We start from the raw sequence: 17,574 nt of genomic DNA on the forward strand, positions 1-17,574 counted from the left end.
CAATGGAAATCATCACCATGACACTCCTGACCAATGGAGGTCGTGATGACTCCGGAACTGCTGCTCGCCTACGTTCTCTTTTGCTTCGCCACCGCCGGTACGCCGGGGCCGAACAACATGATGCTGCTGGCATCGGGGGCAAATTTCGGGCTCCGGCGGACCGTACTGCACATCCTGGGGATCAGCTGCGGGCTGGGCTTCATGGTGCTGTGCATGGGGCTGGGCCTGGGCGGCGTGTTCCGGACCTATCCGGTGCTGCACGAGATCCTGCGCTGGGTCGGGGCGGCCTACATGCTGTGGCTGGCCTGGAAGATCGGGACCTCCAGCACCGTCAGTGACAAGTCGCTGGCCAAGCCCATGACATTCCTGCAGGCGGCGGCGTTCCAATGGGTCAATCCCAAGGCCTGGGCCATGGCGCTGGGCGCCGTCACCACCTACGCGCCCGAAGGGAGCGGCTGGACGATCGTGCCGCTGCTGGCCGGGACCTTCATGCTGGTCGGCGCGCCGTGCAGCGCGGCCTGGGCGGGGTTCGGCCAAGGCCTGCGGCCGTTCCTGGACCGGCCGGCGGTGCTGCGGACGTTCAATGTGACGATGGCCGTGCTGCTGGTGGTGTCGCTGTATCCGCTGGTGTTCGAGCACAAGACGCCGAACCTCAGCCTGGAGGCGCTGGCGAGCGTGCCGGCCCCGCCGGCGATGCAGTCGCGGGGGTAGGCTTGCGTCGCGGGGTTTCCACAGGCCAGATCGGCCGCAAGGAGACCCCCATGCGCCTGCTGCTCGCCCTCGCCTTCACCGCCCTGCTGGCCACCAGCGTCGCGGCCCAGGACCTGAAGGTCACCGTCGCCGGCCGCGACACCGTCACCCTGACGCCGAAAGACCTCGCCGCCCTGCCCCGCGCCAAGGCGACGATCAAGGTCAAGGGCGCGGACGTCACCTATGAAGGCGTGCGGCTGGACGCCGTGCTGGCCCAGGCCGGCGTGGTGCACGGCGAGCGACTGATGGGGCGGTATCTGAACCAGGTGGTCATCGCCCGCGCGGCGGACGGCTTCTTCAGCGTGCTGTCGCTGGCCGAAACGGATCCGGTCTATCGGGCCAATCCGGTGGTGCTGGCGGATACGGTGAACGGCAAGAAGCTGGATGAGCGCGAAGGGCCGTATCGGCTGGTGGTGGACGGGGATCTGAGGCCTTCGCGGGCGCCGCGGCAGGTGGTGTCGATCGAGGTCAAGGCGGCGTTCTGAGACTCAGCACTGGCCCCCACCTGACCTGCTGACGCAGGTCTGTCCGCCCCCAAGCGGGGCGGAGAGGAAACCTCACCGCCCGCATCGGGCTTCCCCTCTCCTCCCCCTGCTGGGGGAGGGGGACCGGCGGAACGCCGGTGGAGGGGCCAGCGCCGGCTGCCTACGCAGCCACCGCCTTCACCCGTTCCGGCCCGATCCCCAGGAAATCCCGCTTGCCCAGCGGCACGCCGTTGTGGCGCAGGATGTCGTAGGCCGTCACCACGTGGAAATTGAAGTTCGGGATCGCGAACTCCAGCAGATAGTCCAGGCCCGTGAAGCCCAACGTGATCGACGGACCGGCCGGCACCGTGACCTCACGCTCGGCCGCGCCCTCGAAGGCCGAGGCCGGGACGCTTTCGACGAAGGCCAGGGTCTTGGCGACGCGGTCCTGCAGCTGGGCGAAGGTGGTCTCGTCATCGGCCATGGCCGGCGCGTCGACGCCGGTCAGGCGGGCGATCGTGCCCTTGGCGGTGTCGGAGGCGCGCTGGATCTGGCCGCTCAGCGGCAGCATGTCCTCGAACAGGCGGGCGGTGACGTAGTCGTCCGGGTTCGCGCCGGTCGCCTCGGCATGGGCCTTGGCCTTGTCGAGCAGGGCCGACAGCGTCTTGAGGCCGCGCGCGTTGACGGTCACGGCGACGTGCTGGATGGAAACGGACATGGGAGATCCTCGCTGAGCCCGGACCCCTCCGGCCCGAGCTGCCTAGCGAGTTAGACACGCTTATGAGCGTTTTCAATAAAGACTGATGACAATTCCTGTCAGCAGTTACGCATCGGCGGTGAGCCGCACCCGCCCGCCGCCCTCGACCAGGGCGTCGATCTGGTCGGCCGGCACCGCGGCGCTGAACAGGAAGCCTTGCGCCTGGGCGCAGCCGATCTCCTTCAGCTGCTGGCGCTGGGCGTCGGTCTCGACGCCCTCGGCGATCACCGACAGGCGCAGGGCCTTGGCCAGGCGGACGATGGCGTGGACCACCGCGCCGGCCTCCTTGTCCTCGCCCAGCGGGGTGATGAAGCTGCGGTCGATCTTGATCTTGTCGATCGGATAGCGCCGCAGGTAGCTGAGCGAGCTGTAGCCGGTGCCGAAGTCGTCCAGGGCCAGCGAGAAGCCCATCTCGCGCAGGCGCTCGATGGCCCGGTGAGTGGTCTCGTCGTCGCCCAGTAGCGCGCCCTCGGTGATCTCCAGCTCGATCTTGTCGGCCACCGCGCCGGTCTCGTGCAGCAGCAGGGCGACCTGGTCGGGGAAGTCGGCCTGCTTCATCTGCAGGGCCGAGACGTTGACGGCGACCTTCAGGTCCTTCCAGCGGCGGCTGTCGGTGAAGGCGCGGCGCATGACCAGATGTCCCAGGGCGTCGATCAGGCCGCAGTCCTCGGCCAGGGGCACGAAGGCGGCGGGCGAAATGGCGCCCTTGGTCGGATGGGTCCAGCGGGCCAGGGCCTCGACCCCGACCACCTGGCCGACCGCATCGACCTGCGGCTGGTAGGCCAACCACACGCCGCCGTCGTCCATGGCCTGGCGCAGATCCGCCTCCAGCCCGCGCCGGGCCTTCAGCGCCGCGTCCATCTCGGCCTCGAAGAAGCAGTAACGGCCGCGGCCCTCTTCCTTGGCGCGGTACATGGCGACGTCGGCGCGGCGGGCGGCCTCGACGGCGCCGGCATGGGCTTCGGCCTGGTCGATCATGGCGACCCCGATAGAGCCGCCGACGAAGACCGTGCCGCACGACAGCTCGACCGGCGCGGCCAGGGCGGCCACCAGGCGCTCGGCCAGGGCGGCGGCGCCCTTGGGCTCCAGGTCGATCGCCACCACGCCGAACTCGTCGCCGCCCAGGCGGGCCACGGTCTCGCCGACCCGGCACAGGGTCGACAGCCGCTTGGCCATGGCCTGGATCAACTCGTCACCGGCCGCGTGGCCGTGGGTGTCGTTGACCGCCTTGAAGCGGTCCAGGTCGATGGCCAGCACGGCGGCGGCCCCGCGACGCCGCGACAGGCCGTCGATCGCCTGGCGCAGGCGCTCTTCGAACAGAACACGGTTGGGCAGGCCGGTGAGCGCGTCGTGCAGGGCCATGTGTTTGGCCCGCGCCTCGCTGGCGACCAGGCCCTCGGCGATCTTGCGGCTGCGGCGGGCGAAGACCAGCACGGCCACGGCCAGGCCGCCCACCACCAACAGGATCGGCAGCACCGCCTTGCGCAGCAGGCGCTGGCCCGGATGCGGCGGCTCCCAGTCCAGGGTGGCGACGACCTGGCCGCTCAGGTTCTTCAGGGGCACATGGGCGTCGTCCCTGTCGGCGGTGGAGTCGCCCGGATGCAGGTGGATGCCGGCCAGCAGGAACCGGTTGGCGAAGCCCTCCAGGAAGGCCGCGTCCAGCTTCAGCGCCGTCAGCACCACCGGCGCACGCTCGTGCTGGATCAGGGCCTTGCCGAAGTCGGGCTGCACCAGGCTGGCGGTGACGAGGTAGGCCTCGCCGTCGATGCGTTCGATGGCGCTGACCTGCACCGGCTGCGAGACCATGTCGCCATCGGGACGCGGTCCGGTCGGGCGCGGCGTCATCGCTTCGCGCTGGCGCAGGCGGTCCATCACCGGCGCGAAGCCCGGCGCATGGCGCTCGTACCAGGCGTCGGTGATCGGCTGGCCCAGCCGCTCGTTGAAGATCGCCTGGCCCTGGGGATCGACCACGAAGATGTAGTCGAAGCCCGCCTGGGTCATCAGATAGGCGCCGATATTCTCGTGCGCCCACTTGGGATCGTACTGGTTGTCCAGCGCCTTCACCGCGTCGTCCCAGCCGACCTCGGGCCAGATGGTGCGTTCGATGTCGACCATCTTGGACTGGATGCCGCGCTCGACCAGGGCCTGTTCGTGCAGCAGGGCGTCGCGGTCGACGCGAGCGGCGATCATGAACAGCACGGCGACCAGGACGCCGACCGTCAGCAGGGCCATGCCCGCCAGGGGGGCCGAAAGGCGGGTCTCGATACGCTTCATAGTCGGGGAGGCCCAGGCCGGCGACGGGAAGCCGACACACTCGCCCTGAATGGCTAAGTCTCGGCTAACAGCGCGAGCATTGCTCTCCGAAACGGGTTTGCTCCCCCATCCATTCCCTTCGGCGGGGAAAAGCACTAGAGAGACCGACCCAATCCCCTCCAGCCATGCGACCATAGCTTTGCGACTGCCCCAGGCCCGTCTCGACCAGGTTCTCGACCGTTTCCGCGAAGTGGAGGCGCGCATGGGCGCGGCCACCGACGGGACCGAGATCGTCAAGCTCTCCAAGGAGCACGCCGAGCTGCGCCCGGTCGCCGAGGCCGTCGAGCGCCTGGCCAAGCTGAGCGCCGAACGCGCCGAGCTGGACGTCATGGCCGCCGATCCCGAGATGGCCGACATGGTCAAGGACGAGATCCAGGCCCTGGACGAGAAGCTGCCGATCCTCGAGCACGACCTCGCTTTGATGCTGGCCCCCAAGGACAAGGACGAGAACGCCTCGGCCATCCTGGAAGTCCGCGCCGGCACCGGCGGCGACGAAGCGGCTCTCTTCGCCGGCGACCTCTTCCGCATGTACCAGCGCTACGCCACCCTGCAGGGCTGGCGGGTCGAGATCGACAGCATCTCGGAAGGCGAAATGGGCGGCTTCAAGGAAATCGTCGCCTCGATCACCGGCGACGGCGTGTTCGGTCGGCTGAAGTTCGAGAGCGGCGTGCACCGCGTGCAGCGCGTGCCGGCCACCGAAGCGCAAGGCCGCATCCACACCTCGGCCGCCACGGTCGCCGTGCTGCCGGAAGCCGAAGACGTCGAGATCGAGATCAAGGAAAGCGACCTGCGGATCGACACCTACCGCTCGTCGGGCGCCGGCGGTCAGCACGTCAACAAGACCGACTCGGCCGTGCGCATCACCCACTTGCCCACCGGCGTGGTGGTGACCTCCTCGGAAAAGTCGCAGCACCAGAACCGCGCTCGGGCGATGAAGAACCTGAAGGCGCGCCTGTACGACATGCAGCGCGAGGCCCTTGACAGCGCCCGCTCCGAGGCCCGCAAGAGCCAGGTCGGCAGCGGCGATCGCTCGGAACGCATCCGCACCTACAACTTCCCGCAAGGTCGGGTGACCGATCACCGGATCAACCTGACCCTCTACAACCTGGCCCGGATCATCGAGGGCGACAGCCTGGACGACGTGATCAACCCGCTGATCGCCGAGGACCAGGCCGAGCGCCTGGCCAGCCTGGAAGAGAGCTTCAGCTAGTGGCCTTCACCCGGACCTATGACGAGGGCGAGCCCCAGCGGGTCAACAAGTGGCTGGCCCAGAGCGGCGTCTGCTCGCGCCGTGAAGCCGAGCAGTTGATCAGCGACGGCCTGGTCTCGATCGACGGCGAGGTCGTGGAAGACGTCGGCCGCAAGATCCTGCCGGGCCAGACCCTGGTGCTGGCCGACCGCGCGACCGCCAAGCTGGACGCGGCCGTCACCTACATGATCCACAAGCCGGTCGGCATCGTCTCGGCCCAGCCGGATCCCGGCCAGGTGCCCGCCGCCCGCCTGCTGACCCGCCAGAACCAGTGGGGCAACGCGCCCGCCCCCATCCCGCAGTCGGGCGACCTGCTGCCGCCGGTCGGCCGCCTGGACAAGGACTCGCGGGGGCTGCTGCTGCTGTCGAGCGACGGCGTGGTGGCCAAGGCCGTGATCGGCCCGCAGTCGGACCTCGAAAAGGAATACCGCGTCGCCGTCATGGGCGAGCTGACCGAAGAGAAGATCGAGCTCCTGCGCTTTGGTCTGGAGCTGGATGGGAGAGAGCTCCGCCCCGCCGAGGTCGAGGTCATCTCCGACCAACGCCTGCGCATCGTCCTGCGCGAAGGCCGCAACCGCCAGATCCGTCGCATGTGCGAGCTGGTCGAGCTGAAAGTGGTGGATCTGTTCCGGGTGCGGATCGGGCCGCTGGACATGGACGACATGCCCGAGGGGCGGTGGCGTCCGCTGACCAGCGCGGAGCGGGCCGCGTTGATCGCGGGCTAGACTTGCCTAGGCCCAGGGCAGGTTGAATTCAGCCGCCAGCGTCGGCGCGTTAAGCCGTTCCGCGGACCGCCGCTCGACCGCTTGCGCCTCGTCGCTATCGGAGATCGTCACGAACAACGTCACGCCTTCAAGCGCCTGCGCCCGCTCGGCCCGCAGATGGGCCAGCGCATCGATCATCGCGTCGATCAGGTGGTCGAAGTAGGCGCTGAAGTCCGCGCCCGAGTCGCCGCTCGCCGCTGTGAACTCGCGATTGATGTCCGCGAAATGGCCATTGCCGGAGCTCTCGTACCGCCACTCGGCCGGAGCCCAGCGCAGATAGGCCGCGTAATCCGACGTCATGTCCTCGACTTCGGCCTCTGCGGCGTGTTTCGCGGCATAACCCTCCTCGGTATTGGCGCAGAACCCGACGCTCATGCCGTCATCCGCCGTCTGCAGACAGATCGCGTAGAGGCGCTGCTTGTCGCGCAAGGACGCCAATCCGTCGAACGCCGCGATCGTCGCCGCGCGAAGCTTCTCTGCTCTGACGTTCCAGTCCACGCAGGCTCCCTTTCGATCCTGACCAAGCTAGCACCCAGACCCCGCCCGGCAAGCGGACCTTGGCGGCATCCGCTATGGGTGGTGAGCGGACGGCGTCGCCGTCGACGCGCTATTGAGACGGCTGGCGCGCGCCAGATTTGGCGTTACATTATAACAATGCCCCAACCCAATCCCCCCGCCCCGACCAACTTCTTCAGCCAGGAGATGGCCGACGCCTATGATCGGCGGAACAGCGCCCTCGCCCCCATCTCCGACAATCTGCATTTCCTGATGCGGCTGGTCCTGGCCGACCTGCCCGCCGATGCCCGCGTGCTGTGCGTCGGGGTGGGGACCGGGGCCGAGATCCTGTCCTTGGCCAAGGCCTATCCGAGCTGGTCGTTCGTCGGCGTCGATCCGTCCGAGGAGATGCTAGCCGTCGGGCGACACCGGCTCGAACAGGCCGGCGTGCTAGAGCGTTGCGAGCTGCTTCAGGGCTATGTCCAGGATGCGCCCGCCGACGGTTTCGACGCCGTGGTCAGCCTGCTGGTCGCGCACTTCATCCAGCGCAAGGACCGAGCCGCCTTCTACACGGCCATCCATGATCGCCTGAAACCCGGCGGCCGCCTCGTCAGCGCCGAGATCAGCGCCGACCTGGACGCTCCGGAATTCCCGCGGATGCTCGAGGACTGGAAGCAGGTCCAAACCCTGATGGGCGCGACGCCGGAGTCGCTGGCCAAGCTGGGCGGCATGATGCGGGACGTGTTGGGGGTGCTGCCCCCGGCGGAGACGGAAACCCTGTGGCAGGCCGCCGGCTTCCGCCAGCCGATCCCGTTCTTCCAGGCCTTCATGATCCGAGGCTGGCACGCGGCGAAGGCTTGATGGGCGGTCTCTGCATGGCTGCGTTTTAATTGGCCGTCCCAACCGGGCCCCGATAGACCACGAGCAGTTGAGTCGTTTGGGGAGGTACGCGTGCCGAGAGTTTATTGGGGTCTGTCAGGCGTGCTTCTCGCCGCGCTCAGCGCGTTTGCGACCAGCGCGGTCGCCGAGGAGGCGACGCCCTCGCCCTTCGCTTCGCGTCTCGCCCAGGCGATCGCGCCTCTGGATGTCAAGGCGGATGGTCTGTCCGGCGCGGGCGCGCTCGTCCTGTCCAAGGCCATAGCCGATAGCCGCTACGTCCTGATCGGCGAGAGCCACCACAGCCGCGAGATCCCGGCCCTCACGACCCAGATCTGCCGCCTGATGGCGCCCTCCGGCCTGACCGCCATGGCCATCGAGACCGGCCCGGAAGCGGCGCGCGTCGTCGATTCCGTCATGCGATCGAAAGACCCCGAAGCCCGGATCGACGATTTCGTGCGCGCGCATCCGGACAGCATCGCCTTCTTCAACGGCCGCGATGAAGTCCGGATGGCCGGCGATTGCGCCGCCGCCGCCGGACCGAAGTTCAAGCTCTGGGGGTTGGACCAGGAGTTCCTGGGATCCAGCGGCCATCTGCTTGAGGCAATGCTGGCCTCGAAGCCAGGGCCCCTCGCCCGGGCCGCCCTGACCGATCTGGCCGCGCAGGACAAAAAAGCGACCGTTGCCGCGCTCGCATCAGGCTCGCCTTTCGACCTCTTCCTGCTCTCGGCCACACAGGACGATCTTGATAAGACCGCCGCCGCGGTCGCGCGGGATGGCGGCGCGCGCGTCCGCCATCTGTTTGGCCTGCTCACGGAAAGCCGCGCCATCTATCAGGCGTCGAAGTCGGGCCAGGGCGACCCCAACGGACGCCGCGCGCGGCTGATGAAGCGCACGGTCGCCGCCCACCTCGCCGCCAATCCCGACGCGCGAGTGCTGATGAAGTTCGGCGCCTACCACGTCTACAAGTCGATCAATCCGCTCAATCAGCGCGACCTCGGCGCCTATGTGGCCGAGCGCGCCGAGGGCGAAGGCGTCTCGGCGCTGCACATCATGGTGCTGGGGGCCAAGGGCTCGGAGGGGGGTTATGGCGGCGTCGGGCGGCCCTCCGTCGTGCGCGCCTTCGATATGAAGGACGACAAGGACCCGGACTGGCGCAAGGACGCCGCGCTCGCGAAGGCGGCTGAAGCCGCGCCGGGATCGTGGATGCTGGTGGATTTGCGGACGCTCCGGACCAAGAGCGTGTTGGCGTCGGCGCCGCCGGAATGGCGTGACCTGGCGCTTGGCTACGACATCGCCATCCTGGCTCCGACACTCACCGCCTCCAGCGTGCTCGGCGTCGAGAAACCCACGGCGCGTTGATCTCGCGCGAAAAGGGCGGCCGCTTCACGGCAGCCGCCCCAGCTTTCCTTCGGCCAGGGCCGAGGGCTAGTTCAGGTCGATCCGGTCGGCGTTCATGACCTTGGTCCAGGCGGCCACGAAGTCCTTCACGAACTTGCCCTGCGCGTCGGACGAGCCGTAGACCTCGGCGAAGGCCCGCAGTTCGGCGTGGGAGCCGAAGATCAGGTCGACGCGGCTGGCGGTCCAGCGGGGCTCGCTGCTCTTGCGATCATGGCCGGCGAAGGCGTTGACCGCCGTCGGGCTCCAGACGGCGCCCATGTCCAGCAGGTTGACGAAGAAGTCGGTCGTCAGCACGCCCGGGCGATCGGTGAACACCCCGGTCTTGGAGCCGCCGGTATTGGCGCCCAGCACCCGCAGGCCGCCGACCAGCACGGTCAGTTCCGGGGCCGACAGGCCCAGGAGCTGAGCGCGATCGACCAGCGCTTCCTCGGGGGCCATGAACTGGGTCCCGTCCTTGCGGTAGTTGCGGAAGCCGTCCGAGATCGGCTCCAGCGGCTCGAACGACTCCGCGTCGGTCTGCTCGGCCGAGGCGTCGGTGCGGCCCGGCGCGAACGGGACCTCGATCGGCGAGCCGGCGTCCTTGGCGGCTTTCTCGACCGCCGCCGAACCGCCCAGCACGATCAGGTCGGCCAGCGAGACCTTCTTACCGAAGTCCTTCTGGATGCCTTCCAGCGTCGACAGCACCTTGGCCAGCACCGGCGGATCGTTGACCGCCCAGTCCTTCTGCGGAGCCAGGCGCACGCGCGCGCCATTGGCGCCGCCGCGCTTGTCGGACTTGCGCCAGGTCGAGGCCGAAGCCCAGGCCGCCGAGACCAGCTCGGAGACCGACAGGCCCGAGGCCAGGATCTGGTCCTTCAGCGCCTTGACGTCGTTGGCGTCGACCAGCGGGTGGTCCACGGCCGGAACCGGGTCCTGCCAGATCAGCGTCTCGGCCGGGACCAGCTTGCCCAGGTAACGACGCTTGTCGCCCATGTCGCGGTGGGTCAGCTTGAACCAGGCGCGGGCGAAGGCGTCGGCGAACTGGTCGGGGTTCTCGTAGAACCGGCGCGAGATCTTCTCGTATTCAGGGTCGAAGCGCAGGGCCAGGTCCGAGGTCAGCATGCGCGGGCGCTGCTTTTTCGACGGATCGAAGGCGTTCGGGATGTCGGCCGGCGCGTCCTTGGCTTCCCACTGCTGGGCGCCGCCGGGGCTCTTGGTCAGCTCGTATTCGAACTTGAAGAGGTTGTCGAAGAAGTGGTTGCTCCACCGCGTCGGCGTCTGGGTCCAGGTGACTTCCAGGCCCGAGGTGATGGCGTCGGCGCCCAGACCGGTGCCGTGCTTGCTGGCCCAGCCCAGGCCGGCGGCTTCGATCTCGCCGCCTTCCGGCTCGGGACCGACGAACGAGGGATCGCCCGCGCCGTGGGTCTTGCCGAAGGTGTGGCCGCCGGCGATCAGGGCGACGGTTTCCTCGTCGTTCATGGCCATGCGGGCGAAGGTGGCGCGGATGTCATGCGCCGAGGCCAGCGGATCGGGATTGGCGTTCGGGCCTTCCGGATTGACGTAGATCAGGCCCATCTGCACGGCGCCCAGGGCCGGATGCAGCTGGCGCTCGCCGCTGTAGCGTTCGTCGCCCAGCCACGAGCCCTCGGGACCCCAGTACAGTTCCTCGGGCTCCCACTGGTCGACGCGGCCGCCGGCGAAGCCGAAGGTCTTGAAGCCCATCGACTCCAGCGCGACGTTGCCGACCAGCACATAGAGGTCGGCCCAAGACAGCTTGGCGCCGTACTTCTGCTTGATCGGCCACAGCAGGCGGCGGGCCTTGTCGAGGTTGGCGTTGTCCGGCCAGCTGTTCAGCGGCGCGAAGCGTTGTTGCCCGCCACCGGCGCCGCCACGGCCGTCCGAGGTGCGGTAGGTGCCGGCGCTGTGCCAGGCCAGGCGGATGAACAGGCCACCATAGTGACCGAAGTCGGCGGGCCACCACTCCTGGCTGTCGGTCTGCAGGGCGTGCAGGTCGGCGATCACCGCGTCCAGGTCCAGGCTCTTGAAGGCCTCGGCGTAGTCGAACGCCTCGCCCATCGGGTTGGAGCGTGGCGAGTGCTGGTTCAGCCCCTCGAGCCGCAGGTTCTGGGGCCACCAGTCGCGGTTGCCATGGCCGCCACGGCCGCGTCCCATCGGGCACTGGCCCTGAACGCTGTCTTCGACTTTCTTGTCCACGTCGTTTCCTCCGCTTTGGCTTGGTTCAACCCGGCGCCGTCCCCGACACGGCGCCATCAGGACGCCCCAACCGGCGATAGGTAAAATTGATTGTTCCTATCGCCAGGATAGACTGAGCCATTGGCGGCAAAGGCGCCGACGGCGGAACCGTCCGTACAACCCCGCATCGCCCATCACGAGAATGTAGCTACCTACCTACATAGGCTTCAAAAAATTGTAGGCACGTAGGCTCGAAACTCAAAATGACAACGTTGGACAAAATCGGCTTGCCAGCCCATTTTTTGCGTTGTTAGCGTCGCTCCAAGGGACGGAACGCGACCGCCAAAAGGCGGCGCGGAAACCAGGGGGACGCCATGACGCCGGCTGAATTGAGCGTAGCCTTTTTCCTGCAGATGGCCGTGATCGTGGCCGCGTGCCGCGCGTCCGGCTGGGTCATGAAGCGCTTCTTCGACCAGCCGCAGGTCATCGGCGAGATGATCGCCGGCATCGTGTTGGGCCCGTCGCTGCTGGGCCTGCTGGCCCCGGATCTCCAGCATCACCTGTTCCCCAAGGAAACCAAGTCGGTCCTGTTCGTCGGCGCTCAGCTGGGCGTGGGCCTCTACATGTTCCTGGTGGGCGTCGGCTTTCGCGCCGACCACTTCAAGGCCAACGCCAAGAGCGCGGTGACAGTCTCGCTGTCGGGCATGGTCGCGCCGTTCCTGGTCGCCATCGCCCTGACGCCGTGGCTGATGGGCCTGAACCTGTTCGGCAAGGGCGTGAGCCATGTCCAGGCCATGCTGTTCATGGGCGCGGCCATCTCGATCACCGCCTTCCCGGTACTGGCCCGCATCATCCAGGAGCGCGGCCTGACCAAGACCCCGCTGGGCTCGCTGGCCCTGTCGTCGGGGGCCATCGACGACGCCGGCGCCTGGACGGTGCTGGCCATCGTGCTGGCCAGCTTCGGCGGCGGCCCGGCCGTGGCGCTGAAGGCCGTGATCGGCGGCGGCCTGTTCGCCCTCTTCATGCTGACCGTCGGCCCCAAGCTCTTGGCGCCGCTGGGGCGATGGGCCGAGCGCGAGGGCAAGGTCACCCCGCCCCTGCTGGGTGTCGTCATCATGCTGTTCATGCTGAGCGCCTGGGCCATGGACGCGGCCGGCCTGCACTCGGTGTTCGGCGGCTTCCTGCTGGGCGCGGCCATGCCCCGGGGCGTGCTGACCCGCGAGCTGAAGCGCTCGCTGGAGCCGCTGACCGTGGCGCTGCTGGTGCCGATGTTCTTCACCTTCTCGGGCCTCAACACCCAGATGAACCTGCTCAACAGCTGGTCGCTGGCCGCCGTCGCCCTGGTCATCCTGGCCGGCTCGATCCTGGCCAAGGGCGGGGCCTGCTGGGCCGCCGCCCGCCTGACCGGCCAGGACAACGCCACGGCCTTAGGCATCGGCGCCCTGATGAACGCCCGCGGCCTGATGGAGCTGATCATCATCAATATCGGCCTGCAGAAGGGCATCATCGGCCCGGCGCTGTTCTCGATGCTGGTGGTCATGGCCCTGGTCACCACCCTGATGACCTCGCCGCTGTTCGAGCAGGTCTATGGCAAGCAGGCCCGCGCGCGCGGCGAGCTGGGGGCGCTGAACGAAGACGAGGACGACGAGCTCGTCCCGGCCGGCGCCAAGGCATGATCCCCGCCCCGGCCGCGTCGCCGCCCCCATCGACCGACTTCCGCGACGTGCTGGCGCACCTGGCCAGCGGCGTCGCCATCGTCTCTTGCTGGGATGGCGACGCACCCCGGGGCCTCTTGGTCAGCTCGATCACGGGGCTGTCGGTGGACCCGCCGCGCTTCCTGTTCTGCGTGCGCAAGGAGGCCGGCTGCCACGACATCTTCCTGCGTCGCCCGGCCCTGTCGATCGCCCTGCTGGGCGCGGCCGACAAGGACGAGGCGGTGCGGTTCGGCGGCCCGGTCCAGGCGCACGAGCGCTTCTGCCCCAGCCGCTGGGACCTCGGCGCCGATGCGCCGCCCACCTACCGCCAGGGCCTGGCCCAGGCCGCCTGCACGATCGACGAGATCGTCGAGGCCCAGACCCACTCGATCTTCATCGTCACGGCCAGCGACCATCGCCTGGACCCGGCCGCGCCGCTGATCGCCTGGAACCGCGCGCTGATCGTGGTCGACTAATCAACAACAAGAAAGTCCGCAGGGGAGTAACCGATGAGCGACAAGAACCCGAACGCCATCCAGAAGATCGTCATCGTCGGCGGCGGCTCGGCCGGCTGGATCTGCGCGGCCATGCTCAGCCACTTCTTCCGCGACGGTGACTGCGCCATCGAGCTGATCGAGAGCGAGCAGATCGGCACCGTCGGCGTGGGCGAGTCGACCATCCCGCCCTTCCTGCAACTGATCTCCAGCCTGGGCCTGGACGAGCGCGAGTTCATCCAGGAGACGCAGGCGGCCTTCAAGCTGGCCATCCGCTTCGAGAACTGGCGCAAGAAGGACGAGGTCTATTACCACCCGTTCGGCCAGATCGGCGGCCCGATCGGGTCGCACGAGTTCTACCAGTGCTGGCTGCGGGCCAAGGCCAACGGCCACCCGTCGGCGCTGCAAGACTTCGCCCCGGCCACGGTGATGGCCGACCAATGGAAGTTCATGCCGCCGGGCGCCTTGCAGAAGACCATGCTGTCGGCCTCGCGCTACGCCCTGCACATCGACGCCAACCTGGTGGCCAAGTACCTGCGCAAGTTCTCCGAGGCGCGTGGCGTCAAGCGCGTCGAGGGCATTGTCGACCAGGTCGTCACCCGCAATGACGGGACGATCGAGAAGGTGATCCTGCAAAGCGGCTACGAGGCCGCCGGCGAGCTGTTCATCGACTGCTCGGGCTTCCGCTCGATCCTGAACGGCAAGGCGATGGACACCCCGTTCCTGGACTGGTCCGACGTGCTGCTGAACGACCGCGCCATCACGGTGCAGACCGACAACATCCGCGAGCCGCATCCCTACACCCTGGCCGCCGCCCAGGACTTCGGCTGGCGCTGGCGCATCCCGCTGCAGCACCGGGCCGGCAACGGCTATGTGTTCTGCTCCAAATACATCAGCGACGACGAGGCCCGGCATGTGCTGCTGAGCCAGGTCGAGGGCGAGCCGATCACCGACACCTGGCTGGTGCCGTTCAAGACCGGCATGCGCACGAAACTCTGGAACAAGAACTGCGTCGCCATCGGCCTGGCCGGCGGCTTCATCGAGCCGCTGGAGTCGACCGCCCTGCACCTGATCTATCGCGGCATGGACTATCTGCTGCGGTTCTTCCCCGACCGGACCTTCGCCCCGGCCTTGCAGGCCGAATACAATCGCCGCATGGCCGCCGACTACGAAGAGATCCGCGACTTCATCGTGCTGCACTACCAGACCACCCAGCGCGACGACACGCCGTTCTGGCGCGAGTACCAACAGGTCCAGCCGCCTCAGAGCCTGAAAGAGCGCATCGAACTCTTCCGCGAGACCGGGACCCTGCGCGACGGCGTCGACGACATGTTCCGCGCCCCGTCGTGGCAGTCGGTGATGGAGGGCATGGGCATCCGGCCCAAGCGCTATCAGCAGCTGGTCGACACCACGCCCTATGAGGTGATCCGCCAGACCCTGGATCGCTCGGCGCCGATCGTGAAGGCCCAGGTCGCTACGCTGCCGGGGCACGGCGAGTTCCTGGCCCACCACTGCCCGGCCCCGCCGCCGCCTCCCCCGCCGGAGCACCGCCGGCCCAAGGTCGCGGCGACGGCCTAAGCTTTCAGATCGCGACAGGTCGGAAACGAACCCGGCCCTCGCGGCGCCACGAGCCAGCGGCATCCCTGTCGGACGACAACGACGGGGATGACCATGGCCGACCTTCATCGACGCGGACTGCTGGCCCTAGGCCTGGCGGCTGGGACGAGCGCTTCGGCGCAGACCAGCCTGCGGCCGGGCCCCAAGCTGACGCCCGCCGTCACCGAGGGTCCCTACTACCTGGCCGACGCGCCGGTGCGGGCCGACATCGCCGAGGGCCTGCCGGGCGTGGCGGTCGAGCTGCGTTTCCATGTGTTCGACGAACTGGGCGCGCCGCTGAAGGGTGCCAGGGTCGATGTCTGGCACTGCGACGCGCAAGGCCGCTATTCGGGCGTGGACGCCCTACAGGCGCAGCGGTTCCTACGCGGCGTGCAGCCGGTCGATGACGGTGGGGCGGCGACGTTCCGGACGGTCTATCCGGGCTGGTACGAGGGCCGCACGACCCACATCCACTACAAGGTCTGGCTGGGCCAGCGGGCGCTGCTGACCTCGCAGGTCTTCCTGCCCGACGCGCTGAACGAGTTCCTCTATGTCCAGGCCGCCGACTACCGGCGCGGACGCCCGCGCGACACGCTCAACAGCAACGACGGCATCGCCCGGCAGGGCGGCGAGGCGACCTTCGCGGCGGTGGCCGAGGGCGAGGATCGCTACCGGGTCGATTTCGACGTCGTGGTCGACCGCAACGCCCGGCCGCGCGCCGAGGGGTTCATGGGGCCGCCACCCAAGGGTCCCCCGCCTGGCCCGCCGCCGGGGGGTTTCGGCCGCCGCGAGAGCCTCACCGGCGAGGCGCGTGTAGCGGCGCTGTTACCGAAGACCTGACTCCCGCACAGCTTGATACACTCCCGTTACAGAGCCGCCCTAGTTGCACCGCAGCATTGGCGTTCTTTCCGACGGGTACGGAGAGAGTGACATGCCTTACGACACCGCCAAGGATACAGAGAGCCGCCGCCCCAGCTCGGTCGACCTGCACGTCGGCACGCAGGTGCGGATGCGCCGCAAGGTGCTGGGCGTCACCCAGGACCAGCTGGCCGACAGCCTGGGCATCACCTTCCAGCAGGTGCAGAAATACGAGCGCGGCGAGAACCGGATCAGCGCGTCCAAGCTCTACCAGATCGCCACCCTGCTGAAGACCGACATCGGCTTCTTCTTCGACGGCCTGCCCGACCCGGTCGAGACCGGCGGCGAAGGCTGCGAGGCCGACCGCACGGTGCAGACCTTCCTGCACACGTCGGAGGGGATGCAGCTGGCCGAACTGTTCCCGCGCATCGGCCCGAGCCGCGTGCGGCGACAGCTGGTGGATCTGGTGCGGGTGATGGCGGAGGGGGCTTAAAAGCCCTACTCCGCCGCCAACGCCTTCGCGGCTTCGGCGGCCTTCAGCTCAGCCGCCTTCTTCTCGACCAGCTCGACGATGTGGTCGACCATGCCGTCGTTGGACTGTTTGTGGTCGGGCTTGCCGGCCATGTAGACCATGCCCGCGCCGGCGCCGCCGCCGGTGAAGCCGATGTCGGTCATCAGCGCCTCGCCCGGGCCGTTGACCACGCAGCCGATGATCGACAGCGACATCGGTTGCGAGATGTGGGCCAGCCGCGCCTCGAGCGCTTCCACGGTCTTGATGACGTCATAGCCCTGCCGCGCGCACGACGGACAGGCGATGATATTGACGCCGCGGTGGCGCAGGCCCAGCGACTTGAGGATGTCGAAGCCGACCTTGATCTCTTCGACGGGATCGGCGGCCAGCGACACCCGAATGGTGTCGCCGATGCCGGCCCACAGCATCGAGCCGATGCCGATCGAGGACTTCACCGTGCCGGTGCGCAGCGCCCCGGCTTCGGTGACGCCCAGGTGCAGCGGGCAGTCGATGGCCTCGGCCAGCTGGTAGTAGGCCGCCACGGTCATGAACGGGTCGGACGCCTTCACCGAGATCTTGAACTCGTGGAAGTCGTGGTCTTGCAGGATGCGGGCGTGGTTCAGCGCGCTCTCGACCATCGCGTCGGGGCACGGCTCGCCGTACTTCTCCAGCAGTTCGCGCTCCAGTGAGCCGGCATTGACGCCGATCCGCATCGAGCAGCCGTGGTCGCGGGCGGCCTGGATGACGTCACGCACGCGGTCGGGCGAACCGATATTGCCTGGATTGATCCGCAGGCAGGCCGCGCCGGCCTGGGCCGCCTCGATGCCGCGTTTGTAGTGGAAGTGGATGTCGGCCACGAGCGGGACCTTGGCCTCGCGAGCGATGGTCTTGAACGCGGCCGTGCTGTCGGTGTCGGGGCAGCTGACCCGGACGATGTCGGCCCCGGCCTCTTCCAACTGACGGATCTGCTCCAGCGTCGCCTTGGCGTCGCTGGTGAGCGTGTTGGTCATCGACTGGACGGTGATCGGCGCGTCGCCGCCCACCTCGACATTGCCGACGCGGATCTTGCGCGATTGCCGGCGCGTGATCATGCGCCAGGGACGGACGTGCGTGTGGTCTGCGGCCATGGGGGTAATTTAGAGGTTCTGCGGCAGGAACTGAAGGGTTTCGCGCATGCATC

The 17,574-nt window shown here is 68.3% G+C and carries 16 protein-coding genes; 11 read left to right on the top strand and 5 right to left on the bottom strand.

The genetic code is table 11. From position 1 onward, the window contains the following. The first annotated feature begins 45 nt into the window (after positions 1-45). Together AC1RRR_RS11790 and AC1RRR_RS11795 are read left to right on the top strand one after the other, a co-directional pair. Positions 46-711, top strand: coding sequence for a LysE family translocator (locus tag AC1RRR_RS11790; RefSeq protein WP_492813221.1), 666 nt, complete (start codon positions 46-48; stop codon positions 709-711). Positions 712-761: 50 nt separating this feature from the next. Continuing rightward, the gene (locus tag AC1RRR_RS11795; protein ID WP_492813223.1) at positions 762-1,235 is read left to right on the top strand and encodes a molybdopterin-dependent oxidoreductase; all 474 of its coding nucleotides are present in this window, start codon (positions 762-764) and stop codon (positions 1,233-1,235) included. Positions 1,236-1,395: 160 nt separating this feature from the next. Here AC1RRR_RS11795 and AC1RRR_RS11800 read toward each other — a convergent pair whose 3' ends face one another. Continuing rightward, on the bottom strand, positions 1,396-1,932 hold the full coding sequence (locus AC1RRR_RS11800) for a DUF1993 domain-containing protein (protein ID WP_492813225.1): 537 nt from the start codon (positions 1,930-1,932) through the stop codon (positions 1,396-1,398). 105 nt (positions 1,933-2,037) lie between these two features. After that, on the bottom strand, positions 2,038-4,245 hold the full coding sequence (locus tag AC1RRR_RS11805; protein ID WP_492813227.1) for a putative bifunctional diguanylate cyclase/phosphodiesterase: 2,208 nt from the start codon (positions 4,243-4,245) through the stop codon (positions 2,038-2,040). A 178-nt stretch (positions 4,246-4,423) separates the two neighbouring features. On the opposite strand from AC1RRR_RS11805, the gene prfA reads away from it, so the two are divergent. Continuing rightward, positions 4,424-5,494 carry a peptide chain release factor 1 gene (gene prfA / locus AC1RRR_RS11810; protein WP_492813229.1) on the top strand — a complete coding sequence of 357 codons (1,071 nt, stop codon included), beginning with the start codon at positions 4,424-4,426 and terminating at the stop codon, positions 5,492-5,494. Then, positions 5,494-6,258 carry a pseudouridine synthase gene (locus tag AC1RRR_RS11815; RefSeq protein WP_492813231.1) on the top strand — a complete coding sequence of 255 codons (765 nt, stop codon included), beginning with the start codon at positions 5,494-5,496 and terminating at the stop codon, positions 6,256-6,258. Before prfA ends, AC1RRR_RS11815 begins: the two co-directional genes overlap by 1 nt. 6 nt (positions 6,259-6,264) lie before the next feature. On the opposite strand, the gene AC1RRR_RS11820 is transcribed toward AC1RRR_RS11815, so the two are convergent. After that, on the bottom strand, positions 6,265-6,795 hold the full coding sequence (locus tag AC1RRR_RS11820) for a DUF4303 domain-containing protein (protein ID WP_492813233.1): 531 nt from the start codon (positions 6,793-6,795) through the stop codon (positions 6,265-6,267). A 156-nt stretch (positions 6,796-6,951) separates the two neighbouring features. On the opposite strand from AC1RRR_RS11820, the gene AC1RRR_RS11825 reads away from it, so the two are divergent. Then, the gene (locus AC1RRR_RS11825) at positions 6,952-7,653 is read left to right on the top strand and encodes a class I SAM-dependent methyltransferase (protein WP_492813235.1); all 702 of its coding nucleotides are present in this window, start codon (positions 6,952-6,954) and stop codon (positions 7,651-7,653) included. 120 nt (positions 7,654-7,773) lie between these two features. Then, a complete protein-coding gene (locus AC1RRR_RS11830) occupies positions 7,774-9,030 on the top strand; it encodes a TraB/GumN family protein (protein ID WP_492813237.1) in 1,257 nt (418 codons plus the stop codon). Between the two features lie 66 nt (positions 9,031-9,096). Here the strand turns inward: AC1RRR_RS11830 and katG are convergent, their stop codons facing one another. After that, positions 9,097-11,319 carry a catalase/peroxidase HPI gene (gene katG / locus AC1RRR_RS11835; protein ID WP_492813238.1) on the bottom strand — a complete coding sequence of 741 codons (2,223 nt, stop codon included), beginning with the start codon at positions 11,317-11,319 and terminating at the stop codon, positions 9,097-9,099. 296 nt (positions 11,320-11,615) lie between these two features. Between katG and AC1RRR_RS11840 the strand changes: the two genes are divergently transcribed. The 5 genes from AC1RRR_RS11840 (at position 11,616) to AC1RRR_RS11860 (ending at position 16,376) form a co-directional block, all read left to right on the top strand. Continuing rightward, positions 11,616-12,917 carry a cation:proton antiporter gene (locus AC1RRR_RS11840; protein ID WP_492813240.1) on the top strand — a complete coding sequence of 434 codons (1,302 nt, stop codon included), beginning with the start codon at positions 11,616-11,618 and terminating at the stop codon, positions 12,915-12,917. After that, positions 12,914-13,411, top strand: a complete 498-nt coding sequence (locus AC1RRR_RS11845) for a flavin reductase family protein (RefSeq protein ID WP_492813242.1) — start codon at positions 12,914-12,916, stop codon at positions 13,409-13,411. Before AC1RRR_RS11840 ends, AC1RRR_RS11845 begins: the two co-directional genes overlap by 4 nt. Positions 13,412-13,444: 33 nt before the next feature. After that, complete coding sequence (locus AC1RRR_RS11850; protein WP_492813244.1) at positions 13,445-15,007, top strand: tryptophan halogenase family protein; 1,563 nt, start codon at positions 13,445-13,447, stop codon at positions 15,005-15,007. 93 nt (positions 15,008-15,100) lie between these two features. Beyond that, positions 15,101-15,865 carry a dioxygenase family protein gene (locus AC1RRR_RS11855; RefSeq protein WP_492813246.1) on the top strand — a complete coding sequence of 255 codons (765 nt, stop codon included), beginning with the start codon at positions 15,101-15,103 and terminating at the stop codon, positions 15,863-15,865. A 91-nt stretch (positions 15,866-15,956) separates the two neighbouring features. Beyond that, positions 15,957-16,376: a helix-turn-helix domain-containing protein gene (locus AC1RRR_RS11860; RefSeq protein WP_492813248.1), complete on the top strand. Its 420-nt coding sequence runs from the start codon at positions 15,957-15,959 to the stop codon at positions 16,374-16,376. Between the two features lie 5 nt (positions 16,377-16,381). Here AC1RRR_RS11860 and ispG read toward each other — a convergent pair whose 3' ends face one another. Further along, the gene (ispG, locus tag AC1RRR_RS11865) at positions 16,382-17,521 is read right to left on the bottom strand and encodes a flavodoxin-dependent (E)-4-hydroxy-3-methylbut-2-enyl-diphosphate synthase (RefSeq protein ID WP_492813249.1); all 1,140 of its coding nucleotides are present in this window, start codon (positions 17,519-17,521) and stop codon (positions 16,382-16,384) included. Positions 17,522-17,574 lie beyond the last annotated feature (53 nt).

Source organism: Caulobacter sp. GW821-FHT12D05 (assembly GCF_058807295.1).

Excerpts from the sequence above, each read along its gene's own strand:
- AC1RRR_RS11790 (WP_492813221.1), top strand. The coding sequence starts at position 46 with ATGACTCCGGAACTGCTGCTCGCCTACGTTCTCTTTTGCTTCGCCACC.
- AC1RRR_RS11795 (WP_492813223.1), top strand. The coding sequence starts at position 762 with ATGCGCCTGCTGCTCGCCCTCGCCTTCACCGCCCTGCTGGCCACCAGC.
- AC1RRR_RS11800 (WP_492813225.1), bottom strand. The coding sequence starts at position 1,932 with ATGTCCGTTTCCATCCAGCACGTCGCCGTGACCGTCAACGCGCGCGGC.
- AC1RRR_RS11805 (WP_492813227.1), bottom strand. The coding sequence starts at position 4,245 with ATGAAGCGTATCGAGACCCGCCTTTCGGCCCCCCTGGCGGGCATGGCC.
- AC1RRR_RS11825 (WP_492813235.1), top strand. The coding sequence starts at position 6,952 with ATGCCCCAACCCAATCCCCCCGCCCCGACCAACTTCTTCAGCCAGGAG.
- katG (WP_492813238.1), bottom strand. The coding sequence starts at position 11,319 with ATGGCGCCGTGTCGGGGACGGCGCCGGGTTGAACCAAGCCAAAGCGGA.
- AC1RRR_RS11840 (WP_492813240.1), top strand. The coding sequence starts at position 11,616 with ATGACGCCGGCTGAATTGAGCGTAGCCTTTTTCCTGCAGATGGCCGTG.
- AC1RRR_RS11845 (WP_492813242.1), top strand. The coding sequence starts at position 12,914 with ATGATCCCCGCCCCGGCCGCGTCGCCGCCCCCATCGACCGACTTCCGC.
- AC1RRR_RS11850 (WP_492813244.1), top strand. The coding sequence starts at position 13,445 with ATGAGCGACAAGAACCCGAACGCCATCCAGAAGATCGTCATCGTCGGC.
- AC1RRR_RS11855 (WP_492813246.1), top strand. The coding sequence starts at position 15,101 with ATGGCCGACCTTCATCGACGCGGACTGCTGGCCCTAGGCCTGGCGGCT.
- AC1RRR_RS11860 (WP_492813248.1), top strand. The coding sequence starts at position 15,957 with ATGCCTTACGACACCGCCAAGGATACAGAGAGCCGCCGCCCCAGCTCG.
- ispG (WP_492813249.1), bottom strand. The coding sequence starts at position 17,521 with ATGGCCGCAGACCACACGCACGTCCGTCCCTGGCGCATGATCACGCGC.